The sequence below is a fragment of the Nocardia ninae NBRC 108245 genome, assembly GCF_007990755.1.
GTDB classification, from domain to species: Bacteria; Actinomycetota; Actinomycetes; order Mycobacteriales; family Mycobacteriaceae; genus Nocardia; species Nocardia ninae.
This window is the reverse complement of sequence record NZ_BJXA01000004.1, coordinates 1-17,318: the sequence shown is the minus strand read 5'-3', so window position 1 is coordinate 17,318 and position 17,318 is coordinate 1. Positions and strand designations below refer to the sequence as shown.

Here is a 17,318-nt window from a genome sequence, read left to right as displayed (position 1 = left end):
TCAGGGGTGATGGGAGCATGCCGTGCAGGTGCTTGGACCATGGACCGATATCGCGACGATCGCCGCCGTCGGTGGCGGTAAAGCGCGCGGTCTGCACCGTCTGGGGGAGTGCGGTTTTCGCGTTCCCGACTGGACCGTGCTCGGCACCGACGTCTTCGCGCGGTTCACCGTCGAAGCCGACCTCGCACGGAAAGTGACCGAGGTCACACTTCTCGAGGATCTGGACGCGGCGCTCGCCGCCGGTGCCGCGTTGCGGGCCGAGATCACCGCGGCACCGCTGCCCAGCGAGCTCCGCGAGCTGATCGCCGAGGCGTGCGGGCGGCTCGGCGACGGACCCATCGCAGTCCGGTCGTCGGTGGTCGCCGAGGACGGGCCGGAGCACTCGTACGCGGGCCAGTTCGACTCCTTTCTGAACATCAACGGGGTCGACGCGGTGCTCGACCGGGTGCGCGACTGCTGGGCGTCGGCCTTCTCGGAGCGTTCGCTGCGCTACGCCTTCGCCAACAAGCAGCCGCGAGCGGGCGCCATCGCCGTGGTGCTGCAACGTTTGGTCGCGGCCCGAGCCAGCGGCGTGCTGTTCACCGCGAATCCGATCAGCGGTGCGCGCGACGAACTGGTCATCAGCGCGGTCTACGGGCTCGGTGAGGGCCTGGTATCGGGTGCGGTGGACGCCGACTCCGTCGTGGTCGACAAGTCCTCCGGCGCGGTGCTGGAGACCGTGCTCGGGGATAAGGACCGGTCGTACGTGGCCGAGGGCGAGCAGGGTTACGCGATCAGCCCGGTCGACGCGGGGCAACGCGAGCTGCCCGTACTGACCGACGCCGAGATCACCGAGATCACCGAGCTGGGCCGCAAGCTGGAGGTCGAGTTCGGCGCCCCGCAGGATGTGGAGTGGGCGATCGACGACGCGGGACTCTGGTTCCTCCAGTCGCGCCCCATCACCACGGTGCTCGGTGCCGCGCCCGGCGCGCTGATCCGTGGCGCCGGCGAGGTGGTGCCCGACGGCGAACAGCGAATCTGGGACAACTCCAACATCATCGAGAGCTTCAACGGCCTCACCTCGCCGCTGACCTTCACCACCGCCGCCGACATCTACGGCCGGGTGTACCACGGCTACGCGAAGTCGCTCCGCGTCCCCGACAAGCAGCTGCGGCAGACCGAGCGCTGGACTCCGGTGCTGCTCGGCTACTTTCACGGCCGCGTCTACTACAACCTGCTGCACTGGTATCGGATGGTCGGCATCGCGCCGGGCTACCCACTGAACCGCAAGGTGCTGGAGGCTGCCCTCGGCGTGGCCGAACCGCTACCCGACGACATCGCGAAGACGTTGCGCCCGTTCACCTTCGGGAACCCGCTGAGTCGGCTTCGCTCGCGCTCGGTGACCACCCTGACCTATCTGCGGCGGCTGTTCGGCATCGACACCATCGTCGAACAGTTCATGACCGACTTCTACCGCGGCTACGACGAGTACGAAGCCATCGACTACACCGGGCTATCCGGCGCCGAAGCCTATGCGGCGTACCGGAAGGTGGACCGCGACCTGGTCGAACGCTGGGGCCCGCTGATGGTGCTCGACGCGATCCTGCTGACCTGCACCGGGTTGATGTTCCTGCTCACCAAGCTGCTGCTGCCGAAAGCGCCGGAGTGGTTCCTGTACGCGGTGGTCGGCCCCGGCGCCGACGTCGAGTCCGCCGAACCCGCCCGCGCGATGAAGGCCCTCGCCGACGTGGCCCGCGCCGACCCAGAACTGACCGCTCTGGTGAATTCGACTGCGCCGGAACAGATCTACCCGGCACTGGCGAACCATCCGGACTTCCGCGCCGAGGTCGACGCCTACATCGACCGCTACGGCTATCGAAGCCTGGACGAACTCAAACTGGAAACACCTGACCTGCGCGAAGATCCGGCGAGCCTGTTCATCATGCTGCGCAGCGCCCTGCCGGACGCGCCGCTCGGCCACCGCGACGAGGCCGAGGAATACCTCGACGCGCATCTGCACGGAATCCGGCGCAAGATCTATGAACGCTTGCGCGGCAAGGTTTCCCGCTGCGCCGCGCATCGTGAGCGGCTGCGGTTCTGCCGAACCAGAGCCTTCGGCATGGTCAAGCGGATGATCCGGGTGATGGGCCGCGACCTGGCCGAGCGCGGCGTCATCGACGAGTTCTCCGACGTGTTCTACCTGACCGTGCAGGAGCTGCGCGGCTGCTACGAAGAGGCCGACACCACCGACCTGCGTGACCTCGTCGGCGCGCGAAAGGCACAGCGCGCCAGGGACGCCGGCTTGGTCGCTCCGGCCAGGTTCGTCACCACCGGGTCGGCTTTCAGCCGAGCCGAACTGGCAACCCAGGGTTGGGTGCCCATCACCGATACCCCGGCGGCCGAAGCCGGGACTGTCCTCGTGGGCACACCGTCGGCCTCCGGGATCGTCGAGGGGACAGCCGTCGTGGTGGACGAGCCACGCGACGTCGCGGGTGGCATCCTGGTGGCATATCGGACCGATCCCGGCTGGGTGGCCGCACTGCCCTCGGCGTCGGCGCTGGTCATCGAGCGCGGCAGCCCGCTCACCCATGTCGCGATCGTGGCGCGGGAACTCGGGGTGCCGACGGTGGTCCAGGTCAAGGACGTCACCACCAAGGTGCGGACCGGCGCGCGGATACGGGTCGATGGCACGAACGGGACCGTGACGGTGCTGGCCGAAGGAGATGTCCGCGATGAATCCTGACAAAGACGTTGCGGCCGTCCGCGATTGGCTAGCCGTCCCGGCCGAGGCGGCCGGAATCTACCTGGCCGACGAGGCCGACGGCTGGGAGTATCGGAGCTACGCCGAACTGGCCGAACTGACCTGGTCGATCGCCGCGGTGATGCGGCAGCACGGGATGGGCAGCGGCGACGGCGCCTGCGTCATCATGCCCACCGGATTTCCCTGCGTCGCCGCGTTCTACGCGGTCTGGGCGTGCGGCGGCGTGTTCACGCCGGTTGCGCCGCCGATGTTCGGCGACCTCGACCAGATCATCGCGCACATCGCCGCCATTGTGACGCAGGCGAAACCCCGGTTGGTGGTCACCTCGACGGAGTTCGAGCAGTTGGTGCGGCAGGCGGCGACGGCGGCCGGGCGCACCGACGAACCCGTGGTGATCGACGCGGCCACGCTGCGCGCCCCCGAGGAGCGTGTGTTCGGCGAGCCCGACGAGTGCGCGCTGCTGCAATTCACCTCCGGCTCCACCGCCGCCCCGCGTGGCGTGCGGGTGAGCTGGCACAACCTGGCGAACAACATCGCCATGATCTCCGCCCTGGTCGAGTGGCGCAGCGGCGAGGCGATGGTGTCCTGGCTGCCGCTCTACCACGACATGGGGCTGGTCGGCGCGTTCCTCACCACCGTCACCAACCAGGGCGATCTGTACCTGATGCGCCCGGACCAGTTCGTCCGCGACCCCGCGCGCTGGCTGCGCGCGATGGCGCACGCCCAGCATTCGCCGTCGCCGTCGTTCGCGCTCGGCTATGTGGCGCACCGGGTTTCGCCCGAGGAGATCGCCGATCTCGACCTATCCGGGTGGCGCACACTCGCCGTCGGTTCCGAGCCCGTCGAGGTGGCCGATCTCCAGTCGTTCGCGAATCTCACCGGGCCACGCGGCTTTTCGATGAGTGCCTACACGCTCGCCTACGGGTTGGCGGAGTCGACCCTGATGGTGACCTCCTCGGCGCGGCATCGTCCGATCACCGCCCTGCGCATCGACACCCCGACGCTGCGTTTCGGCGAACCCGTCACCATCCTCGACCGGGAACTGCTCGACGACACCCATCGCGTGGACGGCGCGGGCTGGATCACGGGCCTCGGTTACTCGACGCCGGAGTCGACCGTCACCGTGGTCGACGAGGACGGGCGCAAGCTACCCGACGGCACGCTCGGCGAGATGGTCGTGGTCGGCGATTCGGTGGCGCTGGGCTACTCCGACGAGTCCGAAGGCGCGTCCACCAGGATCATCGACGGCGCGCTGTATACGGGTGACGCCGGATTCCTGCATCGTGGTGAGGTATTCGTGCTGGGCCGGATGGGGTCGAGCCTGAAGGTGCGCGGGCGTTCGGTGTTCATGGAGGACATCGAGTCCCGCGTCGCTCAGGAAACCGGAATCACCAAGGGCAAACTCGCCGCCGTCGCGATCACCGGACCCGGCGATCAAGGGATCTCGCTGTTCGCCGAGGCCAAGGCGGGCGACTGGATCGCCGAGGCGCGCAGGATCATTCGCAGCGAGCTCGGGCCTGCTCAGACCGTCGTCATCGTCACCGGGCCGCGCGGCATCATTCGGCGCACGTCGAGCGGTAAGCCGCGCAGACGTCATATGTGGGAGCAGTTCCGCGACGGATCGCTGACGGACGCTGTGGTGCACGAGCCGGAAGCTGCCCGCCACTCCGACGCCGGTAGTTACGCCGGAGAGGCGCCGCAGTCCGGCGAAGGCCTGGCGCGAGCGGCGACCGATGCGTCCAGCAGCGCGATCGGACTCGAGGCCGCGCCGGAAAGTCGGGGCAGCACACCCGCGACCGACCTCCCCGAGCCGACCCTGGCGGCCGAGCGGGTCCGCCAGTTGCTCGACCAAGCGCTGGAAATCGTTGCGGTGCCGGTGGATTCGATCATCCTGTTCGAGGGTTCGCTCGCCGAAGGATTCGGGAACGCGGGATCCGATGTGGACTTCCTGGTGCTCGCGCCCGGCGACGAGGAGTTGCCCACGTTGCCGACGGTCCTGTTCATCGACGGCCGTCGCGTCGAGGTGCGCACGCGCTCGGAATCGCAGCTGCGCCGCCAGCTCGACCAGGTGGCGCAGGCCGCCACCGTGGCCGAGCTCGACGAGGATCTGCTCAATCGGTGTCAGCGGTTCCTGCGGGCGACGGTGATTCGTCCGGGTAGCCCCGACGTCGACGGATTGCGGGCGCTGTTGCCGCACCCCACGTTCATGACGCTGATCGCGGACTGGTGGACCGCGCGCGCCGTGCAGGCTCTGCGCTACGCCGTCGCGCTGCGCACGCTGAAGGCGCGCGACGAGGCGATCGACTGGGCCCGCGACGGCTTGCTCCAGGCCATGAAGGGGTGGGCCGCCCGCCGGGGCGAGAGCTACCTGGAGACCAAATGGCTACCGCAGCAACTGGTTCGGATCGGCAGTGCCGAACTCGTTGACCGCTACCGCGATCTCAGCGATCCGGGCGCATGGGCGGGCGACGACACGCAGCGGAGCTACGGCGACACACCGCAGGGCGTGCTCGGCGACGCGACAGCGCGAGCGTTGTCCGAACAGACCACCTGGATTCAGGTGCTCGAACTCGCCGCCGAACTAGGTGTAGAGGGCGTCGTCGATGATCCCGACCAGATCGTGTTCGCCAGGGTGCCCGGCGTCACCACCTGGACCATCGGCGGGCGCGTGCACGTAGTGCGCGGCGACAGTGAGGTTTTCGCGCTCTCGGACAACGGTGCCCGCGCCTGGCGTTCGGTGGTGTTCCGCCATTCACTCGCCGCGGTTCTCGCTCGCGCACCGCATGACAACACCGCCGAGCTGGCCGAGTTCGTCCGGCTCGGCTTCGTCGGCTTGCAGTGGCGCCGTGGCGAACTCCTCAAACCCGCCCTAGCCATGTGTAAGCCGGTGCGGCCGTACACGCCGGTGCCGTCCGCTTCGGCACCGGCACTCGGAGTGAACGGCGCTGCGCGCGAGGACGTGATCGCGACACTCTCACCGCTGCCGGCCCGCCGGTTCACCGAGTGCGCACTGAACTTGGTGTGGTCGAACATCGTGCTGGAGAACGCTCGCGAGGATTTGGCGGGTGCGGTCAAGAACGGGCAGGGCGCTGTCGCAGACATCGCCGCGCATCGGATGATCGCTATGGGAGTACGGGTGGTGTTGTCCACATTCGGCATTCACCCATTGCCTGCGGACGTCGCGCCATCGTCGACCCTGCGCCGCCTCGTGCCCGGCAACGCCGTGTCCCGCGAGGAGTTGTTCGCGCGGCTGGAATCGGCTCGGCAGGTGCGCTTCTCGGAATCCGGCGACACCGTGGCCGGCCTCGCAGTCCTTGACGATTTCGTGACGTTGGCGCGCTCCGTCGCCGCCGACCCGTCCGCGACGGGGTTCCCGGCCTCATTCGACTCGCGGGAACAGTGGCGGCGCACCCTGGCCATCGGCTACGACTGGCTGCGCATCGCAGGCTATCTCGACACCGACCTGCCGCTCGACGAGGCCCGCGACCTGCTGGCCTCCGGCGGGCAGCAACCGCACCTGGGCCCTGTGTCGAAGTCCGATCCGGCGCCTCCGGGGGCTGGATCCGGCCGGACTTCGACACAGGACCTAGGCGACGGGGCGGTGCGGCCATGACCGCCGATGCTGCAGTGGCCGAGCGGGTGCGCAAACTGGTGTACGCCATGGCGCCCGACCCGCAGGGCCCGGCCGAGGACAGTCAACGGCTCATCGAGGACCTGGGTTTCGACTCGCTGCGGTTGATGGAACTGACCGTCGTGCTGGAGCGGTCGTTCGGTTTGCCGCGCTACAAGCCGGAACAACTCGTCGGCGTGCGCCGGGTCGGTGAGGTCATCGCGCTGGTCGCTACCGCGCTTGCCGCAGGGGAGCAGTCATGAGCGCGCGAATGAACCAGCGGCACGGCGCACTCTCGCGCACAGCCGCACCGAGCGTCGGCGAGGCAGCGGCATGAGCGGGCGCGACACCGTATTGGTCACCGGCGCAACAGGCCTCGTGGGTGCGGAGGTGGTCGCCCGGCTGGCGGCCGCGACCCGCCCGGTCGCGGCTGTGCTGCACAGCAATTCGTGCATCGTCCGTAACGACGGCACGGTGCTCGGCGCGGGCACTCCGGTCGCGGGTGACATCCGCAGCCCAGGATTCGGGCTGTCCGAGCGTGATTCGGCGGATCTGGCCGAACGCGTCGGCATGATCGTGCACTGCGCCGCCACCACGGCGTTCGATGCCGCCGCGCAGGACTACGACGAACTCAATGTCCGCGGCACCGCCAACGCGATCGCACTCGCGCAGGCGTGGGACGTTCCGCTCGTACACGTCAGCACGGCGTACGTGTGCGGAAGACGCGGCGGCACCATCGCCGAGAACGAACTCGACGCGGGTCAATCCTTCGGAAACGGCTACGAGGAGAGCAAGTTCCGCGCCGAACAGCTGGTGCGTGCGGCGGGCGAGCAGGGCTTGCGCTGGGCGATCGTGCGGCCCGGCATCGTGACCGGCGCGAGCGGCACCGGCGTGATCCGCGAGTACAAGAACCTCTACACCGTGGTCAAGCTCATGGTCGAGGGCAAACTGCGCTCGCTGCCCGGCCGGTACGACGCGACGCTCTCGCTCGCGCCGGTGGACCACGTCGCCGACGTGATCGCCGCGGCCGTGCTGGATTTCGACTCGGCGACCGGCCGCACCTTTCACGCGCTGGGCCGGGACACGCTGTCGCTGCGCGAGGTATCCGACGTGTTCGCCGAGTATCCGTCGTTCGAGGTCGCGACCTTCGTGCCCGCGACGACCTTCCACGAAGACGATCTCGGCGCCATCGAGCGGGAGTACTACCGGCGCATCGGCTCGCTGTACACCAGCTACTTCGAGCGTCGGCTGGCCTTCGTCACATCGAATGCCGAAGTGCTGCTCGGCAGATCGTCGCCGTCGACCGGAAAGGAGTATCTGCGGGTGCTGCTGGACTACTGCCTGGAATCCGGATACCTGGGCGTGCCCTTGCCGTCGATCGAAGAAGTGCTGGCGGGCAACGACTTCGGCGGAGCCGACCGGTGACGGCCCCGCTGGGTGAGCTGCTCGCCGCGCTGACGCCGCAGCGGGAAAAGGTGGCGGCCTATGTCGGCGACACCTATGTGCAGGAGACCGTCGATCAACTCGATCGCCTCGGTGTCGATGCCGCGAAGTTCGCCAAGGCGCACTCGATGCTGCTGCTCAAGCCGGACGCCATCGTTGCCAGAGTCGTCGAACCGACACTGAAGTGGCTGGCGGACAACGACTTCCGAGTCGTCTCCGCCTTCCGGGTTGCGGTCGACCGGCATTTCGCCCGCGCGCTGTGGTACTTCGCCTGGAACATCGCCTCACCCGAACGCCGCCGCCTGGCCGACCTGCTCGTCGGCATCTCCGACGTGCTGGTGCTCGTCGTGCGCGGTGAAGACGCGGAACTGCCGGTCCCCGTGCGTCTCACCGAGGCCAAGGGCCCGACCGACCCGCGTAAACGGCAGCCTGGCGAGTTGCGCCATCTGCTCGGCCGGCACAGCTACCTGCTGAATCTGGTGCATTCGCCCGACGATCCCGCTGATGTGCTGCGGGAGCTCGCCATCTACCTGGACGAACAGCGCCGGGCGGCGGTGATCGCGGAGGCGGGCGCGGGCATCGACCGCTCGTCCGAGGCCCTCGCGATCGCGAACGACCTCTACGCGTGGACACCCGCTCGCAGCTTCGACCGTGCGGTCGCGGTGGAGCGGATTCTGCGCGACCTCGAAGCGGCCGGCGCCCCGGTCGCACCCGGATTCGACCGCGCGGCCGACCCGGACTGCGCGCAGCTGCTGTATGCCGCGTGGGCCGACGGCCGGGACCTCGATCCGTGGTCGGTGATCGTGCTCGGGTCCTATGTACTCCCGATGCGGATCGGCACGCAGCCGCAGACGCTGCGCCCGGTGTCCGCGAAAGATTGGCTGGAGGAACAACCGTGACGGCAAACGTGGAAACGGTGAAGACCGCGACTCATCTACGCACGATCTCGCGCGAACTGGCGCACCGGTGCGCGGTGTCCGAGGTGTTCGTCACCTCGCTCGACACCGTGGCCGAGGACGAGTTCGTGGTCGGCGCCCAATTACCGAGGATGCACGCCTACTACAGCGACCACCTCGGATCGCTTGCGCTGCGGCACGACCCGCTGCTGGTGATGGAGGCTGCCAGGCAGGCGGCGATCGCGCTGAGCCACGAGTTCTACGGCGTCCCTGCCGATATGGCGTTCATCGTGCGGACCTTCAACGGCACCGGCGCCGATACCTCGGCGTGGGAAATCGGCTCCGCGCCGGCCGATCTCGTGATGCGGGTGCGGGTGCCGCGCCGGCACGTGCGTGGTGAGCGGGTGCAGGGTCTGGACATGGTGCTCGAAATCGACTGCGGCGGGGAGTCGATGATGACCGTCGACGGCTCGTTCTCCTGGATGACGTCGCGACAGTGGACCTCGCTTCGCGCGGCCTTCCGCAAGAGCCTCGGCCTCGGCGAGTATCTGGGTGCGTCGGCGCTCGCCGATCGCGCGGTCGCGGCCGAGGTGGGGCGGGAGAACTGGCGCAATGTCGTGATCGCCGCGCCACAGGTGTCCGGCAGCACCGCCCGCGCCACGCTGGTGCCCGACCTGGGTCATCCGTTTCTGTTCGATCACCAACTCGATCATGCGCCGGGGAGTCTTTTGATCGAGGCATGCAGGCAGACCGCGCTGGCCATGGTGCTGCACCGGGCGCCCCGATTACAGTGCGTCGGCAGCGCTTTCGAGCGATTCGTGGAGCTGGACCGTCCTGCGGAATGCATTGCGGAGATCACCGGGCAGCAGGCCGACCGGACGGTGATCCACTGCGAGATCCGGCAGTGCGACGCGGTCGCGGCCGAGGTCGACCTCGAATTCGCCGACGACGAACTGGGTTTCGACGCCGAACTGCCTGCGGCCGAGCGCTGATGAGCACCGAACTGCTCACCACGACCCGGTCGTTTCGCCGCCGCCTCGATCTCACCCGGCCGGTCGAGCGTCGAGATCTGCTTCAGTGCCTGGATATCGCGATTCAGGCACCGAGCGGCAGCAACCGGCAGCCATGGCGCTTCCTCGTCGTGCAGGACCCGGAAGCCAAGCAACAGATCGCGGAGTACTACCGAAAAGGCTTCGCCACCAACCTGTCCGGACGCACACCGCGACCGGATCAGCTCGGCGATCTCGCCTCCGGACGGTACCTGGCGGAGCATCTGGCCGAGGTGCCCGCGCTGGTGCTTGTCTGCTCGCTCGGCAGGCTGCCGGAGTCCGCGCCGCCACTGCGGTCGGCGAGCTTCTACGGCTCGATCTATCCCGCAGTGTGGAACTTCATGCTCGCCCTGCGCGAGCGCGGACTCGGATCCTGCCTGACGACGGCACATCTGGCCTACGAACGCGAGGTCGCCGACCTGCTCGGCATCCCGTTCGACGAGGTGACCCAGGTGGCCATGGTCCCGGTCGCGCACCTGCTGCCGGGCAGTGACAGGCCGGGGCGGCGCACACCGGCGGCCGAGGTGACCAGCTGGGATCGGTGGGCGTGAGGAATCCGCTGGCGTCCGCCGGGCGGATCGGCCGGTTCACCGCGGTGATGTACAAGCCGCACTACCTGCTGTACGGCGTGCTGTGGGTGCTGGCGCTCGAAGGCACGGCTTCGCTTGTGACACAGCCGGAATCAGCCTGGCGGCCAACCGGCGACACGCTGGTCCGGATAGTGGTCGTCGCGTTCGTGCTGCTGTATCTGCGCATGGTCGACGAGCAGAAGGATCTCGAGTACGACCGCGTGCACAACCCGGACCGCCCGCTGGTGACCGGCGCGGTGAGTGCGGTCGAACTTCGCGTGGCGATGGCGCTCATCGCGCTCGGAGCCATCGCGGGCAGTCTGGCGCTGTCGGTGGGTTCGGCCGTAATGATCGCTGTCGCAATGGCTTACGGGCTGGTCCTGTGGGGGCTGGAGTGGCTCTTCGCGACAGTGCGCACCAACATAATGGTGAATCTGTTCGTCACCTATCCGGTGCAGCTACTCGTCACCGGCTACGTGGTCGTCTCGGCGATCGATACCGGCGAGGTGCGCGCACAGTGGCAGGCCGCGGCGGTCGCCGTTGTGTTCGCCGGGGCGTTCCTCCAGTTCGAGTTCGCCAGGAAGACCTCGCGCGAACGCCGCCCCGGCGAGCTGCTGTACTCGAATGCCCTGGGCGCCAAGGGAAGCACCGCGGCGTCGCTGCTGTGTGCGGTCGCGGCGGTGCTGTGCGATATCGCTCTCGTCCGTCCGTGGGACCACTCGCTGCTCGCCTGGCTCCCCGTCCCGCTGCTGCTGATTCCGGCCTTCGGCGCGCTGAAGTTCCTGCGTGGTGACCGCGTCGACTATCCGGCCCTGCCCGCCGTCGTCTTCATCCTCGCGCTCTACCTCACCCTGATCGGCCAGGCTCTGAGCTTGTCCTGACGCGGAAACGGTGGTCGATGCGACCGTCGTGTCCCGCGCGAATGCGCCTCGGGTCTGGTGGAATAACGCCGGGGGACGCTTCACGCTGATGCGGCGACCGGGCCGGTACCGGGACGATTGTGCACACCCGCGAGGAAGGGATCTATGTGAGCGAGCGTAAGCGAGGGCGAGTCGTACGAACCCTGTTGCGTCGAACCATCGGGGTCGGCTGCCTACTCGTGCTCACCTGTGGCATGGTGATCGGCACGGCGAACGCCGCGGGTGCCGACCCGGGCGCCTGCTTCATCGATCGAGGGGTGACCGATGCCATCGCCCGGTGCCACGAGGGGCACGGATCCTCGGTCTTGCAGGTCGAATGCCTCGGGATCAGTGCCGCTTCGAGCCCTGACGGCCCGACCTTCGGTCCCTACTCCGGGACCGATTCCGAGCCGTCCGCGGTCGGCCAGCCGATGCGCGCCTCCTGCATGACGAGCAGCGCACTCGGCATCACCACCCGCGCCTTCGTTTCCGACACTTAGGAACTTCGGTCGATGGACCGACGGGTCGCGAGCTTCAGGGGGCGATCCGCGCCGCGGTGACCATGATCGCCGTGTACTGCACGGTGAAGCTGCCGCCCACCGCGTCGACGGCGGCACCGAGGCCGGCCAGTACCTCGTCCAGCACGGACTGGGGCAGACGGGTGGTGGCGCCGGTGGTCGCTGAGAAATCCAGCCACTCATCGCGGGTATATCGCTGTTCCCAGTCGAATTGCTGCCGCTGCGGCTCACCGAAGGCGCCCGACTCGCGCATGCCGTCGGCGGCTTTGTCGCACATCGCCGCGTACATCGCAGCGGGAGTGGTCTCGGGCATCCGAGAGAACGGGGAGTCGGGAACCGCACGGCGGTAGACCTCGGCGAAGGTCTCCCCGAGTTCGGGCGGTGGCTGACTCACGTTCCAGAACAAGGCAAGTCGGCCGCCGGGCCGTAGCGCCTCGGCCGCCTTGGCCGCGCCGGCGACGGGGTCCACCCAGTGCCACGCCTGCCCGGAGACGACCGTGTCGAAGGTTCGCCCCGCGGGGTCCCATGCTTCGAAGGTGGCCACTTCGACTTCGATGCCGTGGCGGCGCGCGAATTCGGCCATCCGTTCGTCGGGTTCGACGCCGAGAACGGCACAACCGGCGGCTCGGCATTGCCGGGCGACGATGCCGGTGCCGACCCCGGCGTCGAGGAAGTCGCGTCCCGGGCTTTCGTCGACGATCGCTTGTATCAGCGCGTCGGGATAGCGGGGTCGGGACCGGTCGTAGCGGTCGGTGTCCACGCCGAACGACTCGGCTATCTCGCGGGCCTGATGGGACTCCGGGGGCGGTGGCGACGGTATGGTGGGCATGTGCCCACTATAAGTGGGCGGATGCCCACTCTTCAACTGTTTCGGGCTGGAAGACAAGGGAGAAGTACACGGTGCCAACCGGAGTGGCCATGCGCGATGTGCGCGAGCAGTTGTTCGACGCCGCCGAACGCATCCTGCTGCGGGACGGGCCGAGCGCGCTGACCAGCCGGGCGGTCACCACCGAGGCAAGCTGCGCCAAGGGGGTGCTGCACCGGCATTTCACCGACTTCGACGCCTTTCTGGCCGAGCTCGTGCTCGACCGCATCGCGCGGATCGACCAGCAGGCGGCCGCGTTGCGCGAAGCCGCGGGAACCGGCACCGTCGTCGGCAATCTCAGCGGCGCGTTGACCCAGCTGTTCGGGACGGTCGCCGTGTCGATCGTCAGCCTCGTCACCTTCCGGGACGAGTTGCGTGCCAGGCTGCGTCAGTTCAGGCCGACGGGTATTCCGCTGCTGGCGGAAGCGACCGCGATGATCGCCGACTACCTCGACGCCGAGCGTGAACAGGGGCGCGTCCTGGCCGAGGCCGACGTGGAAGTGTTGGCGCCCACGCTGATCGGGGCCGGGCACCTGCTGTTCGCCGACCGGAAAGGCACACCGCCGACCGCCGAAGCCGTCGGTAAGGTCGTGACCACGGTCATCGCGGCGGCACTGGCACCTTAGGCGGGCTCGGCCTCGAGAATGTTGTCCGGTGACACCGTCGGGACAATTCGGGTCAGCTTGAAACCGAAGCGCGCCAGGAACTCCCGGTACTCGGCGGCGGTCCGCTCGCGCCCGCCGGTATTCACCAGCATCTCGAGATCGATGAACTTGCCGGGATGCGGACGAGTGTGCTCAGGGACGACGAGCTCGATGATCAGCAGGCGAGCATCGGGTTTCATCGCCGCGCGGATCGTCGTGAGGATCCGCCCCGCGTCGTCCTCGGCCCAGTCGTGCAGGATGTGCTTGAGCAGATAGGCGTCGGCACCCTGGGGTACAGCGTCGAAGAAGGAACCGGCCTCGATCGCGCAGCGGTCGGTCAGTCCGAGCTCGGCCAGCCGGCTCGGTGCCGACTCGAGCACCTCCGGCAGGTCGAACAGGATGCCCGTGGATCGTGGTGCGCGGCGCAGGATTTCGGTGATCAGTGCACCCTCGCCGCCGCCGACATCGACCAGGGTGTCGAATGCGCCGAAGTCGTAGGCCGCGAGCAAGGGGGTGAGCGCCAGGCTGCCGATGCTGGTCATCGCGTTGTCGAACAGCGTGCCGAGCTCACGATCGACCCGCGCGTGCTCGAAGAACGACATGCCGTGCAGCGCTTCGCCGACCGGCTTGCCGGTGCGGACCGCGTCGACCAGATGCGACCAATTGTCCCGGTGGATAGGCGAACCGAAGAACAGGGCGGCGTCGCGCAGCGTGACGCCGGTGTCCCGTTGCAGCGCCTTGGCCATCGAGGTGAGGGCGTACCTACCGTCCCGGCGCCTGGTGAATATGCCGTGGCTGATGAGCAGTCGCAGCAATCTGTGCAGCGCGTCCTCATCGGCTCCGATGGCCTCGGCCAGCTCAGCGCCGCTGCGCGGTCCGTCCGCCAGCGCGTCGGCGACGCCGAGTTCGGCGGCCGCGTGGATCGCCTGTGTCAACCATCCGGCGGCCAGCAATTCCATCACCGCGAGCTGCCCCGGTACCAGCTTGCGATAGGCGACGGACAGACCGTTGCGCACCAGCTCGACAGCTCGAACCAGCGCTGGCGGTGGCATTCTCGGGTGGTCGGGTGCCATGGGAGTCTCCATCCGCTCGACGGCCGGCACTATGCCACCAAGCAGCGTACGGGCCTGCCGCTCGTCATGGGCCGAACCGACGGCCGCCCATCGACGCGGTCGGCGTGGTCAGAATCGCCAGCGGGTCGCGCCGCCGGGCTCCACCGTGGCGAGCGCCATCGCGGTCTCGACGGCGATGCGGTAGACGTGCCAGGGCGGCGGTCCCGCGGCCGGGGCGCTGTACTCGGCGGTGAGCGCGAGACCGGTGTCGTCGACCTGCGCAGGCCAGCCGTCCGCGGCATAACGCGCGGCGACGTCGGCCACCGCCGCCGGGTCGGTGACCTGGGCTGCCGTGCCGTTGACGGTGAGGTCCAAAGTCATCGTCCCTACGTCCGGGCGTGCAGGACTACCGGCAACCGCGATGGGGCGGCGACGAAATCGCGGTTCGACGGTTTCACTTGGTAGCCGGGGTCGGCGACCGGCTGCCAGCGGGCGAAGAGGGCGGCGGTGGCGAGGGTGATGGTCATCAGCGCGAAGTTGTTGCCCGGGCAGTGCCTGCTGCCGACGCCGAACGGCAGGATCGCCTTCTTGTCGATCTCCTCGACGCGACCGGGGAACCAGCGGTCCGGGTCGAAGGTCTCTGGGCTGGGGTAGTAGTGCGGGTTGTGGTGAATCATGTACGGGCTGAACACAACCATGGCGCCGTCGGGCAGCGTGGTGCCGCTCAGCGTGACCGGTCCGTCCGCGGTGTGCGTGCTGACCCACGGGCCCCAGAACCGCAGGGTCTCCAGGATGACCAGCCGCAGATACGGCAGTTCCGCGACATGGTCGGGGGTGACCTGGGCTGCGCCGACGAAATCGTCCAGCTCGCGGCGTACTTCGGCGGCGATGTCCGGATTGCGCATGATCTCGTGCCAGACCCAGCCCAGGATGGACGCGGTCGAGCCGACGCCCGCGGCGAGCATGAGCAACAGCTCGTCGATGATCTCCTCGTCCGACAGGCGGGTGCCGGTCTCCGGGTCGCTGTGCCGGACCAGCGCGGACAGCACATCGTGGAAATCGCGGTCGGCGCGGCGGTATTCGGCGACCACGGCGCCGATCTCGGCGCGCAACCGACGGGACTTGGCGGTGAACCGGCGATTGGCGATGAGGCGCAGGCGGCGCACCGGCGGCGGCAACGCGGCGCGTTGGATCACCTGGCCGAGCAGCCACGGGATGTTCTGCTGGACTTCATGTTTCGCGTCCGCGCCGAACTCGGCAGTGAACAGCGTCGAGGAGATCGTGTCGAGGACGAGACGGTGTGCCTCGTCCACCAGGTTCAACGGTTGATCGGGTGGCAGCGCCGCCGACCATGCGTTCGCGAGATCGGCGGCGACCACCGCGTATTCGGTCAACCGGCGCTGCCGCAGTGCGGGCGCGATCATCCGGCGGCGCAGCTCGTGCGGTTTGCCGCTGAGCACGTTGGACGCGCCGCGAATGACCTCCTGGATCGCGTCGCGCAGCTCCTCGCGATGGAATTCGCCCGCCTCGCCGAAACCCACCGCACGGATGAGGTCCGGGGTGGTGAGCACGTAGGCCGGTCGCGGGCCGAGATAGATCCGGACGATCGGGGCGATCTCGGCCAGTGACGTGACGAACTTCAGGCCGTCGCGCAGCGCCACCACGCTGTGGCCGAGCAGGGGTAGTCGCCCCGGCGCGGTGGGTACATTCGGAACAGGCTGCGGCATGGTTTGTTTCGCACCTCCGACCAGGTCGGTGTATATCGCGGCAATCGCTTCGGTGAGGCGTGATTGCCGCGCGGAGTCGGCATGATCGGCGAGGATCTTGCGCATCGGCGCCAATTGTTCCGGGTCGTCGGCGAGTTCGCGCAGTGCGTCGGCGATCGCCGCCACCGACGGATTGTGGGTACAGACACCGCCGCCTTCGGGCACCGTCTCGGCCAGATCCGGATCGCAGTAGACCACCGGCAGCCGCATGGCCACCGCCTCCAGCAACGCCATACCCTGCGTGTCGAAACCCGAAGAGGGGAAGAGCAATACGTCGTGCGTCGCCATCGCGGCCAGGCACTCCGCCTGACTGACCGCACCGTGCAGCCGCACCCGGCCACTGAGCCCGCCGACGTCGATCGCCGCTCGCGCACGCTCCCACAGCTCGCCGGTGCCATAGACGTCGAACACGCAGTTCTCGACGAGCCGCACCGCATCGATTGCCTCGAGCAGCCGCTTCTCCCCGGAAAGCCTGGCGCACCACAGGATTCGCAGTGGGCCGCTGACCGGGCCGGACTCCGGCACCGAAGGCTGTGCGGCGTCGAGCAGTTCGTCATCGATTCCGTTGGAGATCACCCGTATCGGCCGAGCCAGCCCGTGCGCCAGGATGCGCTCGGCAAAATGCTCGGTCGGCACGATCACCCGATCGGCGGCCTGGGCCTGGGCGACCATGGTGCGCCAGGCATGCCGCGCCGCCCGCGATTCGTCGTTGCGCGGCATGCGCCCGCGATGGGAGACAAAGCGGCCGTGCAACGCCCGCATGGTGAGCGCGGACAGGTACGGGACCGGCGAGGTGTTGGCGATGAAGACGTCGTCGCGGCTGTGCACGGTGTGCACCACGGGAATGCCGTGGCGCCGGGCCGCGCGCAGCCCGGCGATGGCGACGCCGTAGGTGGTCTGGGTGTGCACGACATCGATCGGGCCGCGCTCGGCGAACGCCGCGTCGATGGCCCGATTGTTCGCCGGCGTCGGCAGCACCATGGCGAAACCGTTCACCACGACGCCCCCGAGTGCGGAAAGGACCACCAGGCCCGGGTCCGGTTCGGTAGATTCCGGCGTGGGCGCGGTGAACACGGTGACGCGGTGGCCGAGCCGCTCGAGCCCGCGACGCTGGGCATGTACCGAGGTCTGGATCCCGCCGAGAGTCGCGGGATGGAAGTCCGTGAACAGCGCGACGTGCATGGGACCACGGTACGGACATGTGCGCCGCGCGGATGCTGGAAAAACGACGAGTCGCGACAAGTGCGGGGTATGGCCCGCCGGGTAC

At 68.5% G+C, this 17,318-nt stretch carries 14 protein-coding genes; 10 read left to right on the top strand and 4 right to left on the bottom strand.

What is annotated here, in order from left to right; translation table 11 throughout:
• Positions 1-22: 22 nt before the first annotated feature.
• From NN4_RS05205 to NN4_RS05165, 9 genes are all read left to right on the top strand, one after another.
• Entirely contained in the window at positions 23-2,722 is a 2,700-nt protein-coding gene (locus NN4_RS05205; RefSeq protein ID WP_246180717.1) for a phosphoenolpyruvate synthase, read from the top strand.
• Positions 2,712-6,353, top strand: a complete 3,642-nt coding sequence (locus NN4_RS05200) for an AMP-binding protein (RefSeq protein ID WP_147128820.1) — start codon at positions 2,712-2,714, stop codon at positions 6,351-6,353. Before NN4_RS05205 ends, NN4_RS05200 begins: the two co-directional genes overlap by 11 nt.
• Positions 6,350-6,613 (top strand): acyl carrier protein, encoded by a 264-nt coding sequence (locus tag NN4_RS05195; protein ID WP_147128819.1) that lies wholly within the window; start codon positions 6,350-6,352, stop codon positions 6,611-6,613. Before NN4_RS05200 ends, NN4_RS05195 begins: the two co-directional genes overlap by 4 nt.
• A gap of 70 nt (positions 6,614-6,683) precedes the next feature.
• Positions 6,684-7,775 carry an SDR family oxidoreductase gene (locus tag NN4_RS05190; protein WP_147128818.1) on the top strand — a complete coding sequence of 364 codons (1,092 nt, stop codon included), beginning with the start codon at positions 6,684-6,686 and terminating at the stop codon, positions 7,773-7,775.
• The gene (locus tag NN4_RS05185; protein ID WP_147128817.1) at positions 7,772-8,692 is read left to right on the top strand and encodes a nucleoside-diphosphate kinase; all 921 of its coding nucleotides are present in this window, start codon (positions 7,772-7,774) and stop codon (positions 8,690-8,692) included. Before NN4_RS05190 ends, NN4_RS05185 begins: the two co-directional genes overlap by 4 nt.
• Entirely contained in the window at positions 8,689-9,681 is a 993-nt protein-coding gene (locus NN4_RS05180) for a ScbA/BarX family gamma-butyrolactone biosynthesis protein (protein ID WP_246180716.1), read from the top strand. Before NN4_RS05185 ends, NN4_RS05180 begins: the two co-directional genes overlap by 4 nt.
• Complete coding sequence (locus tag NN4_RS05175; protein WP_147128816.1) at positions 9,681-10,289, top strand: nitroreductase family protein; 609 nt, start codon at positions 9,681-9,683, stop codon at positions 10,287-10,289. The genes NN4_RS05180 and NN4_RS05175 overlap by 1 nt, the downstream gene beginning before the upstream one ends.
• Positions 10,286-11,188 (top strand): UbiA prenyltransferase family protein, encoded by a 903-nt coding sequence (locus NN4_RS05170; RefSeq protein ID WP_246180715.1) that lies wholly within the window; start codon positions 10,286-10,288, stop codon positions 11,186-11,188. Before NN4_RS05175 ends, NN4_RS05170 begins: the two co-directional genes overlap by 4 nt.
• Positions 11,189-11,334: 146 nt before the next feature.
• Positions 11,335-11,706: a hypothetical protein gene (locus NN4_RS05165; protein ID WP_147128814.1), complete on the top strand. Its 372-nt coding sequence runs from the start codon at positions 11,335-11,337 to the stop codon at positions 11,704-11,706.
• Between the two features lie 34 nt (positions 11,707-11,740).
• Here NN4_RS05165 and NN4_RS05160 read toward each other — a convergent pair whose 3' ends face one another.
• Positions 11,741-12,553, bottom strand: coding sequence for a class I SAM-dependent methyltransferase (locus tag NN4_RS05160; protein WP_147128813.1), 813 nt, complete (start codon positions 12,551-12,553; stop codon positions 11,741-11,743).
• Between the two features lie 71 nt (positions 12,554-12,624).
• On the opposite strand from NN4_RS05160, the gene NN4_RS05155 reads away from it, so the two are divergent.
• Positions 12,625-13,215 carry a TetR/AcrR family transcriptional regulator gene (locus NN4_RS05155; RefSeq protein ID WP_147128812.1) on the top strand — a complete coding sequence of 197 codons (591 nt, stop codon included), beginning with the start codon at positions 12,625-12,627 and terminating at the stop codon, positions 13,213-13,215.
• On the opposite strand, the gene NN4_RS05150 is transcribed toward NN4_RS05155, so the two are convergent.
• From NN4_RS05150 to NN4_RS05140, 3 genes are all read right to left on the bottom strand, one after another.
• Positions 13,212-14,306 carry a methyltransferase gene (locus NN4_RS05150; protein WP_147128811.1) on the bottom strand — a complete coding sequence of 365 codons (1,095 nt, stop codon included), beginning with the start codon at positions 14,304-14,306 and terminating at the stop codon, positions 13,212-13,214. The genes NN4_RS05155 and NN4_RS05150 overlap by 4 nt on opposite strands.
• Before the next feature lie 108 nt (positions 14,307-14,414).
• The gene (locus tag NN4_RS05145; RefSeq protein WP_147128810.1) at positions 14,415-14,666 is read right to left on the bottom strand and encodes a pyridoxamine 5'-phosphate oxidase; all 252 of its coding nucleotides are present in this window, start codon (positions 14,664-14,666) and stop codon (positions 14,415-14,417) included.
• A gap of 5 nt (positions 14,667-14,671) precedes the next feature.
• On the bottom strand, positions 14,672-17,233 hold the full coding sequence (locus NN4_RS05140) for a cytochrome P450 (RefSeq protein ID WP_147128809.1): 2,562 nt from the start codon (positions 17,231-17,233) through the stop codon (positions 14,672-14,674).
• Between the last annotated feature and the right edge of the window lie 85 nt (positions 17,234-17,318).

Coding starts and splice junctions, on each gene's coding strand:
- NN4_RS05175 (WP_147128816.1), top strand. CDS start 9,681: ATGAGCACCGAACTGCTCACCACGACCCGGTCGTTTCGCCGCCGCCTC.
- NN4_RS05195 (WP_147128819.1), top strand. CDS start 6,350: ATGACCGCCGATGCTGCAGTGGCCGAGCGGGTGCGCAAACTGGTGTAC.
- NN4_RS05190 (WP_147128818.1), top strand. CDS start 6,684: ATGAGCGGGCGCGACACCGTATTGGTCACCGGCGCAACAGGCCTCGTG.
- NN4_RS05145 (WP_147128810.1), bottom strand. CDS start 14,666: ATGACTTTGGACCTCACCGTCAACGGCACGGCAGCCCAGGTCACCGAC.
- NN4_RS05160 (WP_147128813.1), bottom strand. CDS start 12,553: ATGCCCACCATACCGTCGCCACCGCCCCCGGAGTCCCATCAGGCCCGC.
- NN4_RS05150 (WP_147128811.1), bottom strand. CDS start 14,306: ATGGCACCCGACCACCCGAGAATGCCACCGCCAGCGCTGGTTCGAGCT.
- NN4_RS05140 (WP_147128809.1), bottom strand. CDS start 17,233: ATGCACGTCGCGCTGTTCACGGACTTCCATCCCGCGACTCTCGGCGGG.
- NN4_RS05200 (WP_147128820.1), top strand. CDS start 2,712: ATGAATCCTGACAAAGACGTTGCGGCCGTCCGCGATTGGCTAGCCGTC.